The sequence below is a fragment of the Streptomyces sp. RLA012 genome (assembly GCF_056270325.1).
On sequence record NZ_JBWDPA010000002.1, the window covers coordinates 909,167 to 928,643 of the forward strand.

The following is a 19,477-nucleotide window of genomic DNA, read 5'->3' on the forward strand; positions in this document are numbered from 1 at the left end:
TCGTCTCGTGCGGGCACCGGCGTGCGGTCACCGACCGTACGACTGGTGTCCGGCCGGCCGGGGCCGCCGCCGTGCGGTGGCCTTGGCCGGGCGGGCGGCAGGTGCCACGGGGGAGCACCTGCCGCCCGGTACGTGGGGCCCGGCGTGGAGTCCCGCTGTCGACGGCCCGGCACACGGGGTCCGGTGCCGGTGTCCGTGCCCGGGGCTGCGCCCCGGTCCCGCCGGTGGCGGTAGCGGTGGCCATGGTGATGGCGTGCGCCGGGCATCCGTTGTACGGCCGTAGCGGCGCGCAGCCGGCACACCCCCCGTGGAAATCCCTCCGGTGACGATCTTCACCCGTTCGCACCACCGGTCCACTCCACTGACGCCTCGCAGGCCGCCCCACCGCCGCCACGAAAACCCTCGCACCTCTAGCTGACATGGGAAATGGCCTGCCCCTGCGCATGATTGACGGATCGTCGGAGAGCCGATACCACTGACCACGTTCGGTTCCCGCACGCCCCACCGCGCTCGACCGTCCCAGGAGGCTGCATTGCGAGGATCCTTCACCGCCCCCGACCCCGCCCCCGATGCCACCGCCGGGCACAGACGCGCGCGCCGAGCCGCGGGCGCCGTGGCCTCGGCGGCACTGCTGCTGCCACTGCTCGGCGCGGCCCCGGCGGGCAGCGGTACGCAGGCGTCCTCCGCGGGGCTCCAGCGGGCCTTCGCCGCTGCGGCCGCCGAGTACCACGTCCCGCTGAGCGTCCTGCTCGGCGTCTCCTATCTGCAGTCCCGCTGGGACACGCACGCCGGCGCGCCGAGCGTCAGCGGCGGCTACGGTCCGATGCACCTCACCGACGCGCGCACCGCGATCGCGGAGGCCCCGCACCACAGTGAGGGCACGGAGGACGCTCGCGGCGACAGCTCCCGCGCGGCCCTGCTGCCCGACACGAAGGTGCCGGAGAACGCCCAACTACCCGACCGGCTCAAGACGTTGACGAAGGCGGCCCGGCTCACCGGCCTCCCGGCGGGGCAACTCCGTACCGACGCCGCCGCGAACCTGGCGGGCGGCGCCGCGCTCCTGGCCGCCGCGCAGCAGGACCTCGGCGAGCCGCTGAGCGACGACGCGGCCGACTGGTACGGCGCGGTGGCACGCTTCTCCGGCGCGGACGACACCTCGACCGCGGCGACGTACGCCCACGACGTGTACGAGGTGATCCGCGAGGGCGAGGAACGCTTCACGGACGCCGGTCAACGGGTCGCGCTCGCCGCCCAGCCCGGGCTGAGTCCCGACACCGCGCAACTCCGGCGCGCGGGGCTGCGTACCGTCTCCACCGAGGGCACGGAGTGCCCGACGACCGTGGCCTGCGAGTGGATCCCGGCCCCGTACCAGGAGTTCGGCGACGGCGACTACGGAAACCACGACCTCGGGAACCGGCCCACCTCGCAGAGCATCAAGTACCTCGTCATCCATGACACGGAGGGCAGTTGGGACGGCGTTCTGAAGCTGGTCCAGGACCCGACCTATGTGTCGTGGAACTACACCCTGCGCTCGACCGACGGTCATATCGCCCAGCACGTGAAGGCGAAGGACGTGGCCTGGCACGCGGGCAACTGGTACGTCAACGCCAAGTCGATCGGTCTGGAGCACGAGGGCTTCCTCGCCTCGCCGGACGCCTGGTACACGGAGGAGATGTACCGGGCCTCGGCGCGGCTGGTGAAGTACCTCGCCGAGAAGTACCGCATTCCGCTGGACCGGCAGCACATCCTGGGCCACGACAATGTGCCGGGCCCGACCACGTCGACCATCCCCGGCATGCACACGGACCCGGGCCCGTACTGGGACTGGCAGCACTACTTCACCCTGCTCGGCCATCCCTTCCAGGGCACGCAGAAGGGCGACGACCTGGTGACCGTGCTGCCCGCCTTCGACGGGAACCAGCCCACGTACACGGGCTGCGTCACCAAGGACGAGCCGTGCACGGCGCACGGCTCCAGCGAGGTGCGGCTCCACTCCCGGCCGGACGAGACCTCGCCGCTCATCAAGGACATCGGGCTGCGGCCGGGCGGCGGCGACTCGACGATCGATGTGAACGACGTGGGTTCGCGGGTCTCCACCGGGCAGCGGTACGCGGTCGCCGGCCGTGACGGCGACTGGACGGCGATCTGGTACCTGGGCCAGAAGGCCTGGTTCAAGAACCCGAAGAGCCGGCCGACCGCGGTGAACGCGTCGGGATCGGTCGTGACGCCCAAGGCCGGCCGCACGGAGATCCCCGTGTACGGGAGGGCCTATCCCGAGGCGGCGGCGTACCCGGCGGGCGTGCCCGTCCAGGCCGTCTCACCGCTGCCGTACAAGATCCTCGCGGGCCAGAAGTACGCGGCCGGCGAAAAGGTGCCGGGCGAGTACTTCTACGCGCCGACCTTCGACACGGCTCCGCACAAGGTCGTGATCGGCACGGACCTGTACTACGAGATCCAGTTCGGCCACCGGGTGGCGTTCGTACGGGCCGCGGACGTGACCTGCTCGGAGGTCTGAGAGACAGCGCCCGGGCGGGGCGTGGGGGCCGGGTCCGCGGTGGTGGACCCGGCCCCGAGTCGTCCCTCCGGCCGGGCCCGCGTCTGTGTCACACCCAGTCCCGGCGAGCGGCCTGCCAGGCCAGTTGCATACGGGTGGCCGCGCCGGCGAACGTCATCAACTGCTGGATATGGCGTTGGACCGTACGCCTGCTCAGGCCCAATTGCGAAGCGATCGCCTTGTCCGTGACGCCCGCGACGAGCAGGGAGAGCAGCCGTCGGTCCGTGGTGGAGAGGGAGTCGGCCCCGGCCACCCCGTCGGTGCCGCTGACCGTTCCGGAGTCGTCGACGTGCAGCGGGACGGCGTCGTCCCAGTAGCGTTCGAAGAGCGCGATGAGCGCGGCGAGAAGGCTGCTGTCGCGCACCAGGGCCGTGGTGGGTTCCTCGGGGCTGCCGTACGGGCCACCCGGCACGAGCGGAAAGATGGCGATGGCGCGATCGGACACGGCGAGCCGCAGCGGCAAATGGGGTACCGCACGGGCGACTTCACCTGCCCGTACGCCCTCGATAACGTTGTCGACGGCTCCGTCGTCGTCGAAGAACGCCTTCTCGTAGAGGACGCGATAGCGGACCCCGCGGGCCAGGGCGTCGAACTCCGCCTGGTTGCTGCCCGAAGGCATGGCCACGTACTGGGCCTTGCAGAACCACAGCATCTCGTCCTGGGTGTCCGCCTGGATGCGGCGGAGGTGCTGGCGCAGCGCGTCCGCCCCGGTGATCACCTCGATGAGTTCGCCGGCGTCGCCGCGGCGCATGGTGTCCCGGTACCTCGCCAGCAGGTCGGTGGCCGTGGCGCGGGCGAGGTCGAGGGCGTCGGCGTTCCGTTTGAGCCGGGGCATCAGCGCCACATCGGGAGGTGTGGCCCGGTAGATCCTCGGTGATCCGTCGGTGTGACTGGCCAGCCCCTTGGCCGTGAGCGTCTCCAGGGTCTGTTCGGCTTCCACGGTGGTGTCACCCGACCGGATCGCGAAGTCGCGCGCCGAGGCGCTGCTCATCGTCACCAGAATCCGGTAGGCGGACTCCTCGGTATCGGTGACCCCGGCTGCCTCCAGTGTCACGGTGTTCTCCTTGATCCCTCCCCGTCCAATGGTTGAACACCGTACTGCATGGGTGGGGGTGGGGCGGCGGGTGCACGGTGGCCTGCGCCTTCCCGTGCACCCGCCGTGTGTGTGCGGGCCCTTCAGCCGTGGCTATCCCCGTTGCAGGTAGGCGCGCCGCACGGTCTGCCGGACGCTGTTGCCGAGGTGGTCCCGTGCCGTGACGCGCAGGGTCACATACGCCTCGCCGTGGCCGGACGGCCTGGTGACGGTGGCCCGGAACGCGTTGTCTCCGCGGCCCTTCACCGTCGCAGCCCCCCAGTGCCTGCCGTCGTCGTAGGACACCTCCACCCGCAGGGACACTCCGCGCGGGGCGGGCCGCCCGTCCTGGGCGCGGACGGCGAGGCCGATGGTGTGCGTCCGCCCGGCTGCCACCGCGTTGTGCGCGTCGACCGGTACGTCGTAGTCGAGTTGCAGCAGGGACAGCGGTGTCGCGGTGTCCGTGGTCGCGGACCGGAAGGACCAGGAGGTGTCGGTACGGGTGCCGAACGCCCACTCGTCGTCCACGCGTGAGGTCGTCAGGTCCAGCCGGTAGTCGGCGCTGCCCGGGGCCACTTCGAAGTCGGTCCAGGCGCTGTCCGCGTCGGCGACCTTCACCCCGTCGCGGTAGAGCACCGCGGCGGCCGTGTCACCGCCCGGCGTGTCGGCCTGCGCCTTGTCCCGCGTGCCGAATCCGCCCACACCGCCGCCGTCACCCGCGAGGAGCCGTGACCAGTGGCCCGCCGTGGAGTCGGTGAACTCCGGGATGCGCAGGGCCAGTACGTCTCCGGTCCGTACGGAGGGTGTCGCGGTGCCCTTGGGGATCGAGGGGCGCACCACGGCCCCCTGCCAGCGCTCTGCCGGCTGGTGGCCTGCCCGGTAGGTGCGGGGCCTGTCTTTCATGCCGACGGCCAGCGGCATGTCGACGTCGAACGTGGTGGTGTGATGCACCAGGTGCTGCCAGGTCGTGTCGTTCGCGCTGACGTACTCGGTGCGCACGAAGCCCGTCGGCACGTAGCGGGTGTACTGCAGCCAGGCGGTGTCCTGGTAGGGGCGCCAGGCGAACCGCTGCTCACTGGCCCAGGGCGCTCCTCCGTTGTCGGCGTAGGTGGTCCGCAGTACCGCGCTGTCGCGCTCGGACACCGTGTACACCACCTGTCGCGGTATCTGTTGGGACGACGTCTGCATGACGTCGTAGAGGTACGGGCTCTTCGCCGTTCCGGTGAACCTGACGGTGGTGGCCGGGTGTTTGCGCAGCCGGTCGAGCAGCGCGGCGCCCGCCGCCTTGCCGATGCGGACGGTCGGCACGGCGGTGCGTTCGCCGTCGGGGCTCCAGCGCGTCCAGCCGATGTCGTCGAAGTGGGTCATCAGCAGTCCGCGCACGCCCGCGGCGGCGGCCTTCCTGGTCAACTCCCGCTCGTCCGTGCCCTCTTCGTTGCGGACGATCGCGAGTTTGCCCCGGGCCCGGCCGAAGTCCGGCTTGGCGAAGGTGCCCGCGTCCACGGCGGTCAGGGTGGTGCCGCCCGCGTCGAACAGTGGTGAACTCGGCATGTAGTACGGGTTCAGGGCGAGATCGCCGCCGGACACCTTCGCCTCGATCAGCGGGGCGACCAGCTGCCAGCGCGAGGCGAACTCGAAGGTGCCGTCGGTGACGGCCGCGGTGGGGCTGACGTAGAGCCGCTTGGCGAGATCGAAGTACATCGTGCCCTGGAGCAGGCTGTGTCCGTCGATCTGCCGGTAGGTCTGGTAGTTGAGGATGCCGCGCTGTTCGGCGGGCCGTGGCGTGCGGATGTCGACCCGGGTGGTCCTGCGGGCGTCCAGGGTGACGGCCATGTCCTTGGTGACCTTGACCTCCGGCAGGACGACGTGGCGCAGTTCCTGTCCGTCGTCGGCCGTGTCCAGGCTGGAGTAGTCGAGTTGATAGGTCCCTTCCTCGACTTCGGCGACGGCCGGCTCGGTGCTGACGTAGCCGACGAATCCGTCCGGGCCCCAGATGGTGGGCAGCGCCTGGACGCGCTTGCCGGTGTGGTCGTAGGTGGTGACGGTGAGCTTGTGGACGGGGCCGTGCACCACGATGCTGACCGTGGTGTGGACCTTGACCGCGCCGTCGCTCGTCGCGGCGGTGACATAGCCGTAGTAGTCGCCCCGGCCGGCCAGGGAGGGGTCCACCGTCAGCGGCACGTCCACCGTGGCGCCGGCGGTGATCCGCACCGTGTCGGAGCCGAGTCGCAGCGCACCGGCCGCGAGGTCCCGGCCGCCGCTGGTCGCCAGGTGCGCGGCGAGGGCGAGGGTGACTTCCTTGTCCGAGGTGTTGGTGTAGCGGACGGTGACCGTGCGCGGGGCGCTGTCGTCGCCGCCGGTCCCGTAGGGCCCGAGGGCCACACTCCCGGTGGCGGTGACCGGTCCGAGAGCCGCCGCGGCCACGTCGACGCGGCCGCCGCCCTCCTCGGTCACCTGCTGTCCCTCGACGGTGTGCGCCGTGCTGATGAGCGCGTCCTTGAGCTGCTGTCCGCTCCAGGTGGGATGCGCCTGGGCGAGCAGCGCGGCGGCGCCCGTCACATGCGGGGTGGCCATCGACGTACCGGAGGCCGCCACGTAGTACTGGTCCACCGGGTCGCCCATGGTGGTGCCCGCGGCGCGTGCCGCCACGATGCCCACGCCCGGCGCGGTGACGTCGGGCTTGACCGCGCGGTCGCCGTGGCGCGGACCGCGGCTGGAGAACGCGGCGAGTGAGTCGTCCCGGTCCACCGCGCCCACGGTCAGTGCGGCGTCCGCGGCGCCGGGCGATCCGATGGTTTCCTGGCCCTGCTCTCCGCTGTTGCCGGCCGCCACCACGAACAGGGCGCCGCTGGAGCTGCTGAGTTCGTCGACGGCGAGGCTCATCGGGTCGGTGCCATCGCTCACCTCGTCCGATCCCAGGCTCATGTTGACGACCTTGGCGCCCTCGGAGGCGGCCCACTCCATGCCGTCGATGACCTGGGACTCGGTTCCGTAGCCGTCGTCTCCCAGGACCTTGCCGATCAGCAGGTCGGCGCCCGGGGCCACCCCCTTGCGGAGGCCGCCGGACGCGGCGCCGGTTCCGCCCACCGTGGAGGCGACGTGGGTGCCGTGGCCGAAGACGTCGCCGGTGCCGGAACTGCCGGAGAAGTCCTTCGCCTCGCTGATGCGTCCGGCCAGGTCCGGGTGGGTCTGGTCGACACCGGTGTCGAGGACCGCCACCTTGACGGACCTGCCGTCGTACCCGGCCTTCCAGACCGCCGGGGCGTTGATCTGCGCGGTGCTGCGGTCGAGGGCGGCGTCCACCCGGCCGTCCAGCCATACCTTGGGCGTGGCGGCCGTGCCCGCGGCGCTCACCGCGTCGCGGGCGGGGGCGAGTTGATTCCAGAACCGGCCCAGGTCGTCGCCGGAGATCCGGACCGCCTGGGCGTCGATGCTGTCCAGCAGGCGGGCGGGCGCGTCCGCCTCGGTCAGCGTGGTGAGCTCCCGCACCGCGGCGGACGGGACTCCGTTCGGCTGCCCGATGATCAGGGGCAGCGCGTCGGTGTGCGCTTCGTCGTACTTCTGTGCGATCAGCGCGCTGACATCGAACAGCTGCCGGTCCAGGCGCCCTGAGGAGACCAGGTCCTGGGCGTCGGAGGGCAGAACCGTCAGGTCGCCGTCCTGCTCCACGGTCCGGAACAGAATGCCGCTCCGGCCGCTGCCGGGCTCGACGGCGGCGATCCGCTTCCCGTCGGTGTCCGTCGTGACGGTCACACGGTCGCCCGTGATCAGCCGCACGGTGGCGCTGTTGCCGCTGGACGAGGTCTTCGCCGTGGCGGTCGGGGCAGCGGTGGCGGCCGATGCGGCCATGACAGCCGTGGTCGTCCCGGCCGCACCAGCCGTACCGGCCAGGCCGGCCGCCGATGGCATACCGGCGGCGGTCAGCGCCAGGCCGGCCGATATCACCGTCGCGAGGCGGATCCGTCTCATCTGGTCAGCACCTTTCCATGCAGAGGGGGTGTGCGTGAAGGAAGATGTTCATGCGGGTGCTGCACAGAATCCGCCGCCGCCGAACGTGATGTCACCGTTTCCCCATGGCGCGGATGAGACATGTCGCAACCGCGCCATCACGCGGGCTCGGTCGGCCTCCGCAGCGGCACGGGGTGACCGTCCGCCACCACGGGCATAGCCGGCGCGGCGCCGACGTTCGAGTGTTCAGCGGATGATCTCTGTTCAATGGAGATCATCCGCTCGACAGAGATCGCCGCGCATGATGGAGGAGCCCCGTGCCACTGCCCCCAAACCCCTTGCGGAAGCTGGGCTTCCTGACCATCGGGCTGTTCGACGAGGCCGACCCCCGGCGGGGCCACGAGTCGACGTTGGAGATCGTCGAGCTCGGTGAGCGGCTGGGATTCGACAGCGCGTGGGTGCGGCACCGTCATCTGCAGTACGGCATCTCCTCCCCCGTCGCCGTCCTGGCCGCGGCCTCGCAGCGCACCAGCCGGATCGAGCTGGGGACGGCGGTCATCCCGGTGGGGTGGGAGAACCCGCTGCGGCTGGCCGAGGATCTGGCGACCGTCGACATCCTGTCCGGGGGCCGCCTCAATCCGGGTGTCAGCGTCGGACCGCCGATGCACTACGACCAGGTCAGGACGGCGCTCTATCCCGACACCGCCGACATCGAGGACTTCGGCTACACCCGCGTGCAGCGGCTGCTGGACTTCGTGCGCGGCGAGCCGGCGACCGACTTCAGCGGCGTCGAGGGCTTCGAGGTCTTCTCCGACCGGGTCCAGCCGCACGCCGCCGGTCTGGGCCGGCGCATGTGGTACGGCGGCGGCAGCCTGCGCTCCGCGCAGTGGGCGGGTGAGCACGGGATGAACCTGCTGACCAGCAGTGTCGTCAGGGCGGAGGAGTCGGAGGACTTCGCCGAGATCCAGTTGTCGCAGATCCGCACCTTCCGCGCCCACCACCCCGACGGCGACCGGGCCCGCGTCTCCCAGGGCCTCGTCGTCATCCCCACCGACAGCGCCTCACCCGAGCAGCGGAAGAAGTACGAGGAGTACGCCCTCAAGCGCACCCCGCGTACGACGACTCCGCAGGGACCGGCCCGGCTGATGTTCGCGCCCGACCTGGTCGGCAGCTCGGACGAGATCGCCGAACGGCTCTACGCCCATGTCGCGTTCCGCGAGGTCGACGAGGTGGCGTTCGCGCTGCCGTTCACCTTCGAGCACGAGGACTACGTACAGATCCTCACCGACATCGCCACCGGGCTCGGCCCGGCACTGGGGTGGCGGCCGGCCGCCTGAACGCGCGCGGCGCCCGGGGCTCAGCCCTGCTGGAAGAGCTCCGGGGGCAGCGGCTTGAGCAGGGCGTACAGGTCGTCGGTGATGGGGCGGTCCCAGGCGGCGATGGTCACCAGGACGTTGTCGTCGCGGTCGAACTGCACGCAGGAGATACGGGTCTCGGAGAGCTTGAGACGGCGCACGATGAGGAGACCGTCACCCTGCATCACCGGCATGTCCTCGGTGCCGGTGACGGTGACCTCCTCGTCGTTCTCCAGCGCCAGCAGCAGCTGGGCCACCTCGAAGGGGACCTCGTCCTCGGCGACGTCGCGGGCCGGGGAGCCCTCCGGCAGATTGCCGATGATCATCGCGGGGCCGCGGCCGCCGAACAGGTCGTAGCGCAGGAAGACACCCTGGCAGCTGCCGTCGGGGGCGGGCAGCAGGCCCGCGCCGAGATTGCCCGGCCAGTCACCCGGATCCATGGCCAGAACGTCGAAGTCGGGCCCTGCGGGCGTGGCGCTGCGGCGGCGGAGGAAGGACATGCCGCAATGGTACGTGCCCGGGCGTGAACCGGGCCTTGGGGGCGTCCCTCGCGCGTGCCTACCGGACCGGTTGTTCCCCGAGCGCCGACGCCAGTCCCGTACGGTCCGTGCCCACCTTCCGGTAGACCGCGGAGAGCAGCCGGACCACGGCCGGTTCGTCGGTCTCCAGCTCCTTGGCGACCTCGGTCGTGGTGCGGCCGCGGGCGGTGAGCGCGGCGGCCGTGCGTTCGCGGGCGGTGAGGGTGTCCGTCTCGGTGCTGTGCAGACGGCGTGGGCGCAGTCCGGCGGCGGCCAGCTCGGCGCGGGCCTCGTCACCGAGTCCGTCCGCACCGCAGTGCACGGCCGCGTCCAGTCCCCGGTAGAGATGTTCGGCGGCCTCCTTCGGGCGGCCCGAGCGGCGCAGTTCGGTGCCCAGGGCGACCAGCGCGCAGGCGAGTTCGTACGCGGCCGGGGAACCCTCCAGATGGCTGACGGACTCTTCGAGGAGCTTGACGCGGGTAGAGCCGGAGGACACCTCGGCGGCGGCTCGCAGGGCCTGTCCGATCGCCGAGGGGGCGCCGAACTGGCGGGCGCGCTCGACCGCTTCGAGTGCCGTGGCGACGGCGCGTTCGGGCGCGTCGTGTCGTTCGGCGCGGGCGAGGTGGAGCTGCCAGGGACACCAGGAGGGGTTGCGCATGCCGCGCGGGTCGAGGCGGCGCCCGGCCGCTTCGAGCTCGGCGGCGGCGTCCTTGGTGAGGCCGCGGGCGAGCAGCAGTTCGCCGTACACGGTCTGGACGTCGGGGAAGGTGACCGCGGCCGGGAAGGGCGCGCCGAATCCGTGGTCCTCGCCGATCTGCGCGGCCTCGGTGACACGGCCGCGGGCGATCAGGACCTCGATGAGGACACCGACGGCGTACCAGTGCACGGGGGTGCGGGCACCGACACGCTCGGCCAGTCGCAGGCCCGCGCGGGCGAAGTCCTCGGCCTCGGCGAGCCGCCCGCGGCGGTAGCGGACGTACCCGAGGAGGGTGTAGCCGAAGGAGAGGTGGGCGCCGTGCCAGCCCTGCGACTCGAAGTCGGCGATCCCGGCGGCGAAGAGTTCCTCGGTGCGGCCCGGGCGGTCCGCGTACATGAAGGTGAGGGCGACCAGGACGGGGACCTCGAAGCCGCGGTCGGCCTCGGCCCAGCGGAACCCTCCGGCGAGGGCGCGTTCGGCGTGGTGCAGCGCGACGTGGGCGGGTTCGCCACGCAGTGTGGCGTCCCAGGCGCGCAGGCCGATGACATAGCGCTCGGTGAGGTCGCGGCCGGTGAGCCGGTCGGCGAGGCGGGTCAGCCGGCGGGAGCGGGCGGGCGAGTCGGGTTCGTCGGCGCGGAAGGCGTCCCACATGAACTGCTCGGACTGCATGCGCAGCCGCACCCGGGCGTCGCCGGTCACACGGACCTCGCGGGCGAGTGTCTCGGAGGCCTCGGCGAGACGGTCGCTGTGGGCGAGGACCTGGGAGAGGCGGTAGACGATGTTGTGGCGCAGTTCCGGGTCGGTGATGGGTTCTTCGAGGGCGGCCCGGAGATGGTTGACGGTGGTCGCCGGTTCGGTGAGCAGGGAGGCGCAGCCCAGTTCGTGGAGGACCGCGGCGCGCTCCTTGACGGGCGGCGGTTCGCGCAGGGCGCGGGCGAGACAGCGGCGGGCGGCGTCGGGGGCTCCGGCGCGCTGAGTCTCGCGGGCGGCGGCGCGGAGTTGCTGGACGACCCAGTTGTCGCCGTCGGGGTGGGTCTCCATGAGGTGGCGGGCGGCGGCGGAGGGGCCCAGTCCCTCGTTGATGACGCACCAGGCGGCCTGGCCGTGCAGGGCGACGCGGACGCCGCCGGGGATGGCGCGGTAGACGGCGGTGGCGATCAGCGGGTGGACGAACTCCAGAGTGCCCGCGGCGGGTACGGCGCCGGTGAGAATGCGGGCGCCGCGCAGGGCGTCCGCCGCGTCGGCGGCCTCCTCGGAGCCGAGGCCGGCGACGGCGGCGGCCAGGGTCGGCGGGATCTCCGTGCCGAGGACCGCGCAGGCCCAGGCGAAACGGACGGTCGAGGTGCTCAGGCGTTCGAGGCGGGCGATCAGACCGCTGCCCTTGACGGCGGCGGCGAGGTCGCGCAGCAGGTGTGCCCCGGCTTCGGTCGGGACCAGTCCGCGGTCGCGGACCTTCGCCGTCAGTTCCACCGCTTCGAAGGGGTTGCCCGCCGTGACCGCCCAGCACTCCCGGCAGAACGCGTCGTCGGCCTGGGTGCCGAGGTCCTCGCGCACAAGACGCGCGACGGCGGCGGCGCTGAGCGGTTCGAGGCCGATCGGGCGCTGGCCGGCGCGTCCGGGCAGTCCCCTGAACGACTCGGCGTGGTCGGGGAGTTCGTCGGGCCGGTAGGCGACGACGAGCAGCAGCGGGAGTTCCTCGGCACGGGGCGCGAAGGCGGCGAGCCAGCTCAGTGACTCGGGGTCGGCCCAGTGCGCGTCGTCGAGGACGAGCACCATCGGGGCGCGCTGCACGGCGAGGTGGGTGAGCACCCAGTCGAGGCCGTCGCGCAGGCCCTGCTGGTCGGGCGGGGCGCCCTCCGAGGCGGCGCACAGGCCGAGCGCGGGGCCGACGATCGCGTACCAACTCCCCAGCGAGGCACGGAGTTCCGCTTCCTGGAACCCGGCGAGCTGCGGTTGCAGGAGCTGGCGGGCGACGTGGAAGGCGACGCGCTGTTCCTGGTCGCCGCCACGGGCGGACAGAACGGTGCAGCCTTTGGCGGCGGCGCGCCGCCGTACCTCGGTGAGGAGCGTCGTCTTGCCGATTCCGGCACGTCCGGCGAAGGCGAGCAGCGCACCGCGGGGCCGCTCGGGCGACTCGGTTCCGTCGCCGCGCAGACCGGTGAGTTCGACCAACGCCTCTTCGGCGGCGGCGAGTTCACCCTCCCGTTCGAAGAGTGTCCTTCTGCTGCGTACACCGCGCTGTCCCATTGTCCACCCCCTGGCCCCGGTGGTGCGCTCCGCGCGGGGAGCGGATGCGTACCGTGACCTTCAGGAAGCTCAGCGTACGCTCGTGGCAGCTTGCGGGCAGCCCTTCCGTCGCTACCGGCCGAGCCTTCGGCCGACCGCCGCCCGGCGGCTACCGGCCGAGCCTTCGGCCGACCGCCGCCCGGCACCGGAACCCGGATCGGGCACCGGCCCCAGGGCGGGGCCCGGGTCGCGCATCCCTCCTCGTGAGAGGCGTCGGCTTCACATCAGGTCAGGTCGAACTCCCCCTCGCGCGCGCCCGACACGAACGCGCCCCACTCGGCCGGTGTGAAGACCAAGGAAGGGCCCTCGGGGCGGCCACTGTTGCGCATCGCGATGAAGCCCTCGACAAAAGCGATCTGGACGTCTCCTCGCCCTCGGCTGCTGGACTGCCATTCGGCGTTGCTGAGGTCCAGCTCAGGCTTGTTCCAGCCCGCGAGCGGGTGCTGCTGGATGGTGCTCTCGGCCACGTCCGTGCTCCTCCCGGTTCGTCGTCCGCCGCCAGCCTAGCGATCGGTTCCGGCGGCGGACAGGCCACGTGAGGGGGACGGTTTCAGGACGCGGGCGGCACGGCGCCTACCAGCCACATCGAGAAGAACTGGGATCCGCCCCCATAGGCGTGCCCCAGCACCCTGCGGGCCCCGTCCACCTGGTGTTCTCCCGCCTGCCCGCGCACCTGAAGGGCCGCTTCCGCGAAGCGGATCATGCCCGAGGCGCCGATCGGATTGGTCGAGAGGACCCCACCCGACATGTTGACGGGCAGGTCCCCGTCGAGCTCGGTCACCCCGGATTCGGTGAGTTTCCAGCCCTCGCCCTCCTCGGCGAAGCCGAGGTTCTCCAGCCACATGGGTTCGTACCAGGAGAAGGGCACGTACATCTCCACGGCGTCGATGTCACGGCGCGGGTCCGCGATGCCCGCCTGCCGGTACACATCGGCCGCGCAGTCCTTGCCCGCCTGCGGCGACACGCAGTCCTTGCCCGCGAAGAGGGTCGGTTCGCTGCGCATCGCGCCGCCGTGCAGCCACGCGGGGGGCCGTGGCGAGCGGGCCGCCCCGGCGCGGTCGGTGAGGATCATCGCGCAGGCCCCGTCCGAGGACGGACAGGTCTCCGAATAGCGGATCGGGTCCCACAGCATGGGCGAGGCCTGCACCTTCTCCAGCGTGATGTCGTGCTCATGGAGATGCGCGTACGGGTTCTTCAGCGCGTTGCGCCGGTCCTTGTACGCGACCAGCGAGCCGACCGTGTCGGGCGCGCCGGTGCGCCGCATGTACGCCCGTACGTGCGGCGCGAAGAAGCCGCCCGCCCCGGCCAGCAGCGGCTGCTGGAAGGGGATCGGCAGGGACAGGCCCCACATCGCGTTCGACTCGGACTGTTTCTCGTAGGCCAGGGTCAGGACGGTGCCGTGGACGCGGCCCGCGATCAGGTTGGTGGCGACCAGGGCCGTGGATCCGCCGACGGAGCCCGCCGTGTGCACCCGCAGCATCGGCTTGCCGACCGCGCCGAGCGCGTCCGCGAGGTACAGCTCCGGCATCATGACGCCCTCGAAGAAGTCGGGCGCCTTGCCGATGACCACGGCGTCGATGTCGGCCCACGTCAACTCGGCGTCGGCGAGTGCCCGGCCGGCGGCCTCGCGGACGAGCCCCGCGATGGACACGTCCCGCCGCGCCGCCACGTGCTTGGTCTGGCCGATGCCTACGACGGCCACGGGCTCCTTGCTCATCGGAGATCCCCTTCGAGTACGGCGACCAGGTTCTGCTGGAGGCAGGGCCCGGAGGTGGCGTGGGCGAGCGCCCGGTCGGACTCGCTCCGGTGGATGCGGGCGGCGGCCTCGCCGATCCGGATGAGCCCGGCGGCCATGACCGGATTGGCGGCGAGCGCGCCTCCGGACGGGTTGACGCGCACGCTGTCGTCGAGCCGGAGCGCCTTGCGCAGGATCACCTCCTGGGAGGTGAAGGGCGCGTGCAACTCGGCGGTGTCGGCGGGCCGTTCGAAGGCTCCGGCCCGCTCGGCGGCGAGGCGGGTCGACGGCGAGTCGGTCAGATCACGCACTCCGAGGCCGTGTGCCTCGATGCGGTGGTCGATACCGCGGATCCAGGCCGGTCGCTCGCACAGCTCACGGGCCCGCTCCCCCGCTGCGAGGATCACGGCGGCGGCACCGTCGCCGATGGGCGGGCAGTCGCCGGTCCGCAAGGGCCGTACGAGATAGTCGCCCTGCGCCACCGAACCCCGCAGCTGGGCATGGGAGTTGGCGGCCGCCGACGCGCGACTGCGGGCGGCGACCGCGGCGAGCGCGGGCTCGTCGGTCTCGTCCGCGTCGATGAGCGCCTGCGCCTGGAGCGCGGCGAGCGCGACCGAGTCCGGCCACAGGGGGGCCACGTAGTACGGGTCGAGCTGCCGGGTCAGGACGTCCCGTACGGAGCCGGGTGACGACTTGCCGTACGCGTACACCAGCGCGGTGTCGGCGTCACCGGTCAGCAGCTTCGTCCATGCCTCGTACAGCGCCCACGCCCCGTCCATCTCCACGTGCGACTCGGAGATCGGAGGCCAGGCGCCCACCCCGTCGAGCGCCATGGTGAAGGAGAAGGCACGGCCCGCGAGGTAGTCGGTCGAACCGGAACAGGTGAAACCGATGTCGCTGGTCCTGAGACCGGTCTGGTCGAGGACGTCGTGCAGGATCGGGATGAGCATCTCCACCTCGGAGAGCTCGTCCGTGGTGCGCAGATGGTCGGTCTGCGCGAAGGCGACGACGGCGATGTCCCTGATGGGCGGCATCTACAACAGCTCCTTGTACGTGTCGTACTCCGCGTCCGGTTCGCCGGTGGGCCGGTAGTGGTCGGGATGGCGGCCGCCCTCCGTCCACACCGGCTCCACCCGCAGGCCCATGCGCACCTGGTCGTAGGGGATGCCGCCGATCCGGCCGTGCAGGGCGAGGTCGGCGCCGTCGAGGGCGATGTGCCCGTAGACGTACGGCACTTCGATGTCGAGGTTCCTGGCCTTGATGTTGACGATGCAGTACGTGGTGACCGTGCCGCGCGGGCCCACCTCGACCGGTTCGGACGTGGCGACACCGCAGGTGGGGCACGCGCCCCTGGGCGGGACGTACACCTTGCGGCAGGACGGGCAGCGCTCGCCGACGGTGCGCCGTTCGGAGAGGCTGTTGATGTAGGCGGACTGGGCGCGGCCGGGTGAGTAGACGTAGTCGAGCCGGGCGGGGGCGACGATGCCCGTCACCATGTCCTCGAACCTGCCGTCGTGGCCGTCCTGGCCGTCGCGGCGGCCGGGCTCCGGCGGGTCTCCCTCGTACGGCTCGAAACAGGCGATGTCCGTGATGGCGCCGGAACGTTCCTCCGCCCATCGGACCCGGACCCGCATACCGGTGTGTACGGCGTCGGGGGCGGGCGCGTCGAGGGCGTGCAGGAGGGCGGTGTCGGCGCCGTCGAGCCTGACCAGGACCCAGGCGAAGGGGGTGGCCAGGGGCTGGCCGCGGCGGGGCTCGTGGTTCCAGGCCCAGGTGGTGACGGTGCCGGTGGGGGCGACCTCGACGAGGTCGCCCAGGTCCTCGGCGGTGACGGGGTCGTACTCGACGGGCGGGACGAGCGTCCGCCCGTCGGCAGTCTTCACCCCGAGGACGACACGCTCACGCAGACCGGTGAGAAACGCGCTCTGGACGGGCCCGAGCGAACGGGTGAAGGGGAACTCGACGACGAGGGGGGCTTTGAGGACTTCGGGCATCCCGGTGTCTCCTTCGGAGGGAGGGGCAGGGGCAGGAGGGAGGGGGAGGATCGTGCACGTCATGACCCCGCCCCGGGGACGGAGGAGGGTGGTGTACGCCGTAGCTGCTTCCGGGGGTGGGCGGAAGACCGGGGCCGCCGCGGCGGCCGCGTCCGGAGCCGGCGGCCGGGCGGCACCGCCTCGTCTGGGGGCGGACCCCCGGACGCGCCACAACGCCTCGGGGGCGGACGCCCGGACGCGCCGCAACCCCACCCGCACGGGAGCCGGGGCGGCACCGCACCTCCCGCGGCGCCGAAGGCGGCAGCACCCCCACTCCCCCGGGGCCAAAACCCGAACGCGACGCAACTCCACCTGCGCCGGAGCCAGGACGGCCGGGACTCCCCGGCAACACACACCCAAACCCCGCGCAACCCCACCCGGACCGGAACAAGGACGGCACCGCAACTCCGCCGAAGGGGACTGAAGCCAGACATCCCCCGCTCCCCCGGAGGGAGGCGGCAGACGTCCCCTCACCCCCCTGGGGGCAGAGCCCCGGCTCCTCACGGTTCTCCCCGGCGCGACGATCGGCCGGCATCGCACCCTCCGCCCAGCGGCGATCAGCCGGCGTCCCGTCCCTCCCCCGACGACAGTCGCCCCGCATCCCATCCCTCCCCCGACGACAGTCGCCCCGCATCCCGTCCCTCCCCCGGAGGTCACCCTCGACGGTAGACGGGCGGGCGTTTCTCGGCGAAGGCGCGGGCGCCCTCCTTGGCATCGGCGGTGTCGAAGATCGGCCAGCCGCGCTTGAGTTCGGCGGCGAGGCCGTCGGTCTCGGTCATCTCCGCGGTCTCGTACACGGACGCCTTGACGGCCTCGACGGCCAGCGGCCCGCAGGCGTTGATCTGTTCGGCGATCGCGAGGGCCTTCTCCTGTGCCGTCCCGTCGGGCACGACATGTCCGACCAGACCGATGGCGGCGGCCTCCCGAGCCGCGTACGGACGTCCCGTGAGGAGCATTTCGAGGGCGTGCGTGCGCGGGATCTGGCGTTGCAGGCGGACGGTCGAGCCGCCGATGGGGAACAGCCCCCGCTTCACCTCGAAGAGTCCGAACGTCGCCGACTCGCCCGCCACCCGGATGTCGGTGCCCTGGAGGATCTCGGTACCGCCCGCGACACAGTGCCCCTCGACGGCGGCGATCACCGGCTTGCGGGGACGGTGGTGGCGCAGCATCGCCTTCCAGTGCAGATCGGGGTCGGCCTTCAGCCGGTCCCGGTACTGCTCGCCCTCCATACCCCGGCCGGCCAGCGCCTTGAGGTCCATACCGGCGCAGAAGACACCCCCCGCGCCGGTGAGCACGATCGAGCGGACCGTGTCGTCCTCGTCGGCCTCGATCCAGCCGTCGTACAGCCCGACCAGCATCGACAGCGAGAGCGCGTTCTTGGCCTCGGGCCTGTTGAGTGTGAGCACCAGTGTGGCGCCTTCGCGCCGCACGGTGAGGTGTTCCATCCCACCCATGTGCCGTCCTCCCGTCTCAGGAACGAGAACAGGTTGCAGGAGGCGTCGAGCCAGTACAAGGGTTTTCTGACAGACAGTCAGATTTCTTCTGCGCGGGCCCTTCCCAGTTGTGGCGGGCTTTGCTCTGATGACCGTCGAGCCGATGGGTGGACCCGGTCGTTCGTCGTCAGGAGGAGCGGTGGAGTACAACCTTGCCGACCTGTTCGAGTCGGTCGTCGACGTGGTACCGGGCCGTGAGGCGCTCGTCTACGTCGACCATCCCGGCACGGGCGCGGAGCGCCGCCTGACCTACGCGCAACTGGACGCGGCGGCGAACCGCGTCGCCCACCATCTGATCGACAGCGGCATCCGCCCCGGCGAACACCTCGGGCTGCACCTCTACAACGGCATCGAGTACCTGCAGACCGTGCTGGGCTGCCTGAAGGCGCGGGTCGTGCCGGTCAACGTCAACTACCGCTATGTGGAGGAGGAGTTGGCCTACCTCTACCGGGACGCGGATCTGGTGGCGCTGGTCTTCGACGCGGAGTTCACGGACCGGGTGGCGGCGGCGCGGCCGAGCGCCTCGGCGCTGCGGCACCTCGTACGGGTGGGCCCCGCGGCGCCGGACGCGCCCGACCTGCCCGCCGTGGACTTCGCGGAGGCCGAGGCCGCCGGGTCGCCCGAGCGGGGGTTCCCGGCGCGCTCGGCGGACGACCAGTTCATCATCTACACCGGCGGCACCACCGGGATGCCCAAGGGGGTGATGTGGCGGCAGGAGGACCTGTTCTTCTCGGGTCTCGGCGGTGGCGCCCCGACGGGCGAGCCGGTCAAGAAGCCGGAGGAACTGTCCGAGCGGGTGGCGGCCGGCGGTGAGGGCATCACCTTCTTCCCCACTCCCCCGCTGATGCACGGCACCTCGACGCTGACCGCCTTCATCGGGTTCAACTTCGGCCAACGGATCGTGATCCACCGCAAGTTCGTGCCCGAGGAGGTGCTGCGGACGGTCGCCAAGGAGAAGGTCACCAGCATGTCGCTGGTCGGCGACGCGATGCTGCGGCCACTGATCGACGCGCTGAAGGGGCCCATGAAGGGCACGGACTGCTCCTCGATGTTCAGCGTGTCCTCGTCCGGCGCGATCATGTCCGAGACGGTGCGTGAACAGTTCCAGGCGCTGGTGCCGAACGTGATGCTGCTGAACAACTTCGGCTCGTCGGAGTCCGGCTTCAACGGCACGGCGACCGCGGACTCGGGCGCCGGCCAGGGATTCCGGCTGCGCGTCAACTCCCGTACACAGGTGGTGGATCCGGCGACCCACGAGCCGATCGCCGTCGGCGAGCCGGGACGCATCGCGCAACGCGGCCATGTGCCCCTCGGCTACTACAACGACCCGGGGAAGACCGCCGAGACCTTCTTCCAGAAGGACGGCGAGCGGTGGGTACTGCTCGGCGACATGGCGACGGTCGACGAGGACGGCATCGTCACCGTCCTGGGCCGCGGCTCCCAGTGCATCAACACCGGCGGCGAGAAGGTCTATCCGGAGGAGGTCGAGCAGGCCCTCAAGTCCCATCCTGACGTGTACGACGCGCTGGTCGCCGGGGTGCCGGACGAGAAGTGGGGCAACCACGTGGCGGCGGTCGTCCAGCTCCGCGAGGGCGCGGGCCGGCCTTCCCTGGAGGACATCCAGACCCACTGCCGGAGCCATCTCGCCGGGTACAAGATTCCCCGCCAGCTCGTCGTCACGGACGCCATCCAGCGGTCACCGAGCGGCAAGGCTGACTACCGGTGGGCGCGGTCGGTGGCGGCGGAGGCGAGCCGCTGAGCCCCTCGGGCAGCGGCCCGCGGACCG

General features: G+C 71.7%; 12 protein-coding genes. 3 read left to right on the top strand and 9 right to left on the bottom strand.

The window, feature by feature from the left end; genetic code table 11:
* Positions 1 to 532 precede the first annotated feature (532 nt).
* Entirely contained in the window at positions 533 to 2,515 is a 1,983-nt protein-coding gene (locus RV986_RS04605; protein ID WP_475916154.1) for an N-acetylmuramoyl-L-alanine amidase, read from the top strand.
* A gap of 88 nt (positions 2,516 to 2,603) precedes the next feature.
* Here RV986_RS04605 and RV986_RS04610 read toward each other — a convergent pair whose 3' ends face one another.
* Both RV986_RS04610 and RV986_RS04615 read right to left on the bottom strand, forming a co-directional pair.
* A complete protein-coding gene (locus tag RV986_RS04610) occupies positions 2,604 to 3,608 on the bottom strand; it encodes a helix-turn-helix domain-containing protein (protein WP_475916155.1) in 1,005 nt (334 codons plus the stop codon).
* A gap of 132 nt (positions 3,609 to 3,740) precedes the next feature.
* Entirely contained in the window at positions 3,741 to 7,595 is a 3,855-nt protein-coding gene (locus RV986_RS04615; RefSeq protein WP_475916156.1) for a S8 family peptidase, read from the bottom strand.
* Positions 7,596 to 7,891: 296 nt separating this feature from the next.
* On the opposite strand from RV986_RS04615, the gene RV986_RS04620 reads away from it, so the two are divergent.
* A complete protein-coding gene (locus RV986_RS04620; RefSeq protein ID WP_475916157.1) occupies positions 7,892 to 8,911 on the top strand; it encodes an LLM class flavin-dependent oxidoreductase in 1,020 nt (339 codons plus the stop codon).
* 20 nt (positions 8,912 to 8,931) lie between these two features.
* On the opposite strand, the gene RV986_RS04625 is transcribed toward RV986_RS04620, so the two are convergent.
* The 7 genes from RV986_RS04625 to RV986_RS04655 form a co-directional block, all read right to left on the bottom strand.
* Positions 8,932 to 9,429 carry a hypothetical protein gene (locus RV986_RS04625; protein WP_475916158.1) on the bottom strand — a complete coding sequence of 166 codons (498 nt, stop codon included), beginning with the start codon at positions 9,427 to 9,429 and terminating at the stop codon, positions 8,932 to 8,934.
* 58 nt (positions 9,430 to 9,487) lie between these two features.
* Positions 9,488 to 12,391 (bottom strand): ATP-binding protein, encoded by a 2,904-nt coding sequence (locus tag RV986_RS04630; protein ID WP_475916159.1) that lies wholly within the window; start codon positions 12,389 to 12,391, stop codon positions 9,488 to 9,490.
* 263 nt (positions 12,392 to 12,654) lie between these two features.
* Entirely contained in the window at positions 12,655 to 12,897 is a 243-nt protein-coding gene (locus tag RV986_RS04635; RefSeq protein WP_475916160.1) for a DUF397 domain-containing protein, read from the bottom strand.
* Between the two features lie 83 nt (positions 12,898 to 12,980).
* Positions 12,981 to 14,147: a thiolase domain-containing protein gene (locus tag RV986_RS04640; protein WP_475916161.1), complete on the bottom strand. Its 1,167-nt coding sequence runs from the start codon at positions 14,145 to 14,147 to the stop codon at positions 12,981 to 12,983.
* Positions 14,144 to 15,199 (bottom strand): thiolase domain-containing protein, encoded by a 1,056-nt coding sequence (locus RV986_RS04645; protein ID WP_475916162.1) that lies wholly within the window; start codon positions 15,197 to 15,199, stop codon positions 14,144 to 14,146. The genes RV986_RS04640 and RV986_RS04645 overlap by 4 nt, the downstream gene beginning before the upstream one ends.
* The gene (locus RV986_RS04650) at positions 15,200 to 16,159 is read right to left on the bottom strand and encodes a Zn-ribbon domain-containing OB-fold protein (protein ID WP_475916163.1); all 960 of its coding nucleotides are present in this window, start codon (positions 16,157 to 16,159) and stop codon (positions 15,200 to 15,202) included.
* Positions 16,160 to 16,851: 692 nt separating this feature from the next.
* The gene (locus tag RV986_RS04655) at positions 16,852 to 17,652 is read right to left on the bottom strand and encodes a crotonase/enoyl-CoA hydratase family protein (RefSeq protein WP_475916164.1); all 801 of its coding nucleotides are present in this window, start codon (positions 17,650 to 17,652) and stop codon (positions 16,852 to 16,854) included.
* Between the two features lie 178 nt (positions 17,653 to 17,830).
* On the opposite strand from RV986_RS04655, the gene RV986_RS04660 reads away from it, so the two are divergent.
* Positions 17,831 to 19,450: an acyl-CoA synthetase gene (locus RV986_RS04660; RefSeq protein ID WP_475916165.1), complete on the top strand. Its 1,620-nt coding sequence runs from the start codon at positions 17,831 to 17,833 to the stop codon at positions 19,448 to 19,450.
* Positions 19,451 to 19,477: the final 27 nt, after the last annotated feature.

Excerpts from the sequence above, each read along its gene's own strand:
- RV986_RS04640 (WP_475916161.1), bottom strand. The coding sequence starts at position 14,147 with ATGAGCAAGGAGCCCGTGGCCGTCGTAGGCATCGGCCAGACCAAGCAC.
- RV986_RS04650 (WP_475916163.1), bottom strand. The coding sequence starts at position 16,159 with ATGCCCGAAGTCCTCAAAGCCCCCCTCGTCGTCGAGTTCCCCTTCACC.
- RV986_RS04630 (WP_475916159.1), bottom strand. The coding sequence starts at position 12,391 with ATGGGACAGCGCGGTGTACGCAGCAGAAGGACACTCTTCGAACGGGAG.
- RV986_RS04655 (WP_475916164.1), bottom strand. The coding sequence starts at position 17,652 with ATGGGTGGGATGGAACACCTCACCGTGCGGCGCGAAGGCGCCACACTG.
- RV986_RS04615 (WP_475916156.1), bottom strand. The coding sequence starts at position 7,595 with ATGAGACGGATCCGCCTCGCGACGGTGATATCGGCCGGCCTGGCGCTG.
- RV986_RS04645 (WP_475916162.1), bottom strand. The coding sequence starts at position 15,199 with ATGCCGCCCATCAGGGACATCGCCGTCGTCGCCTTCGCGCAGACCGAC.
- RV986_RS04625 (WP_475916158.1), bottom strand. The coding sequence starts at position 9,429 with ATGTCCTTCCTCCGCCGCCGCAGCGCCACGCCCGCAGGGCCCGACTTC.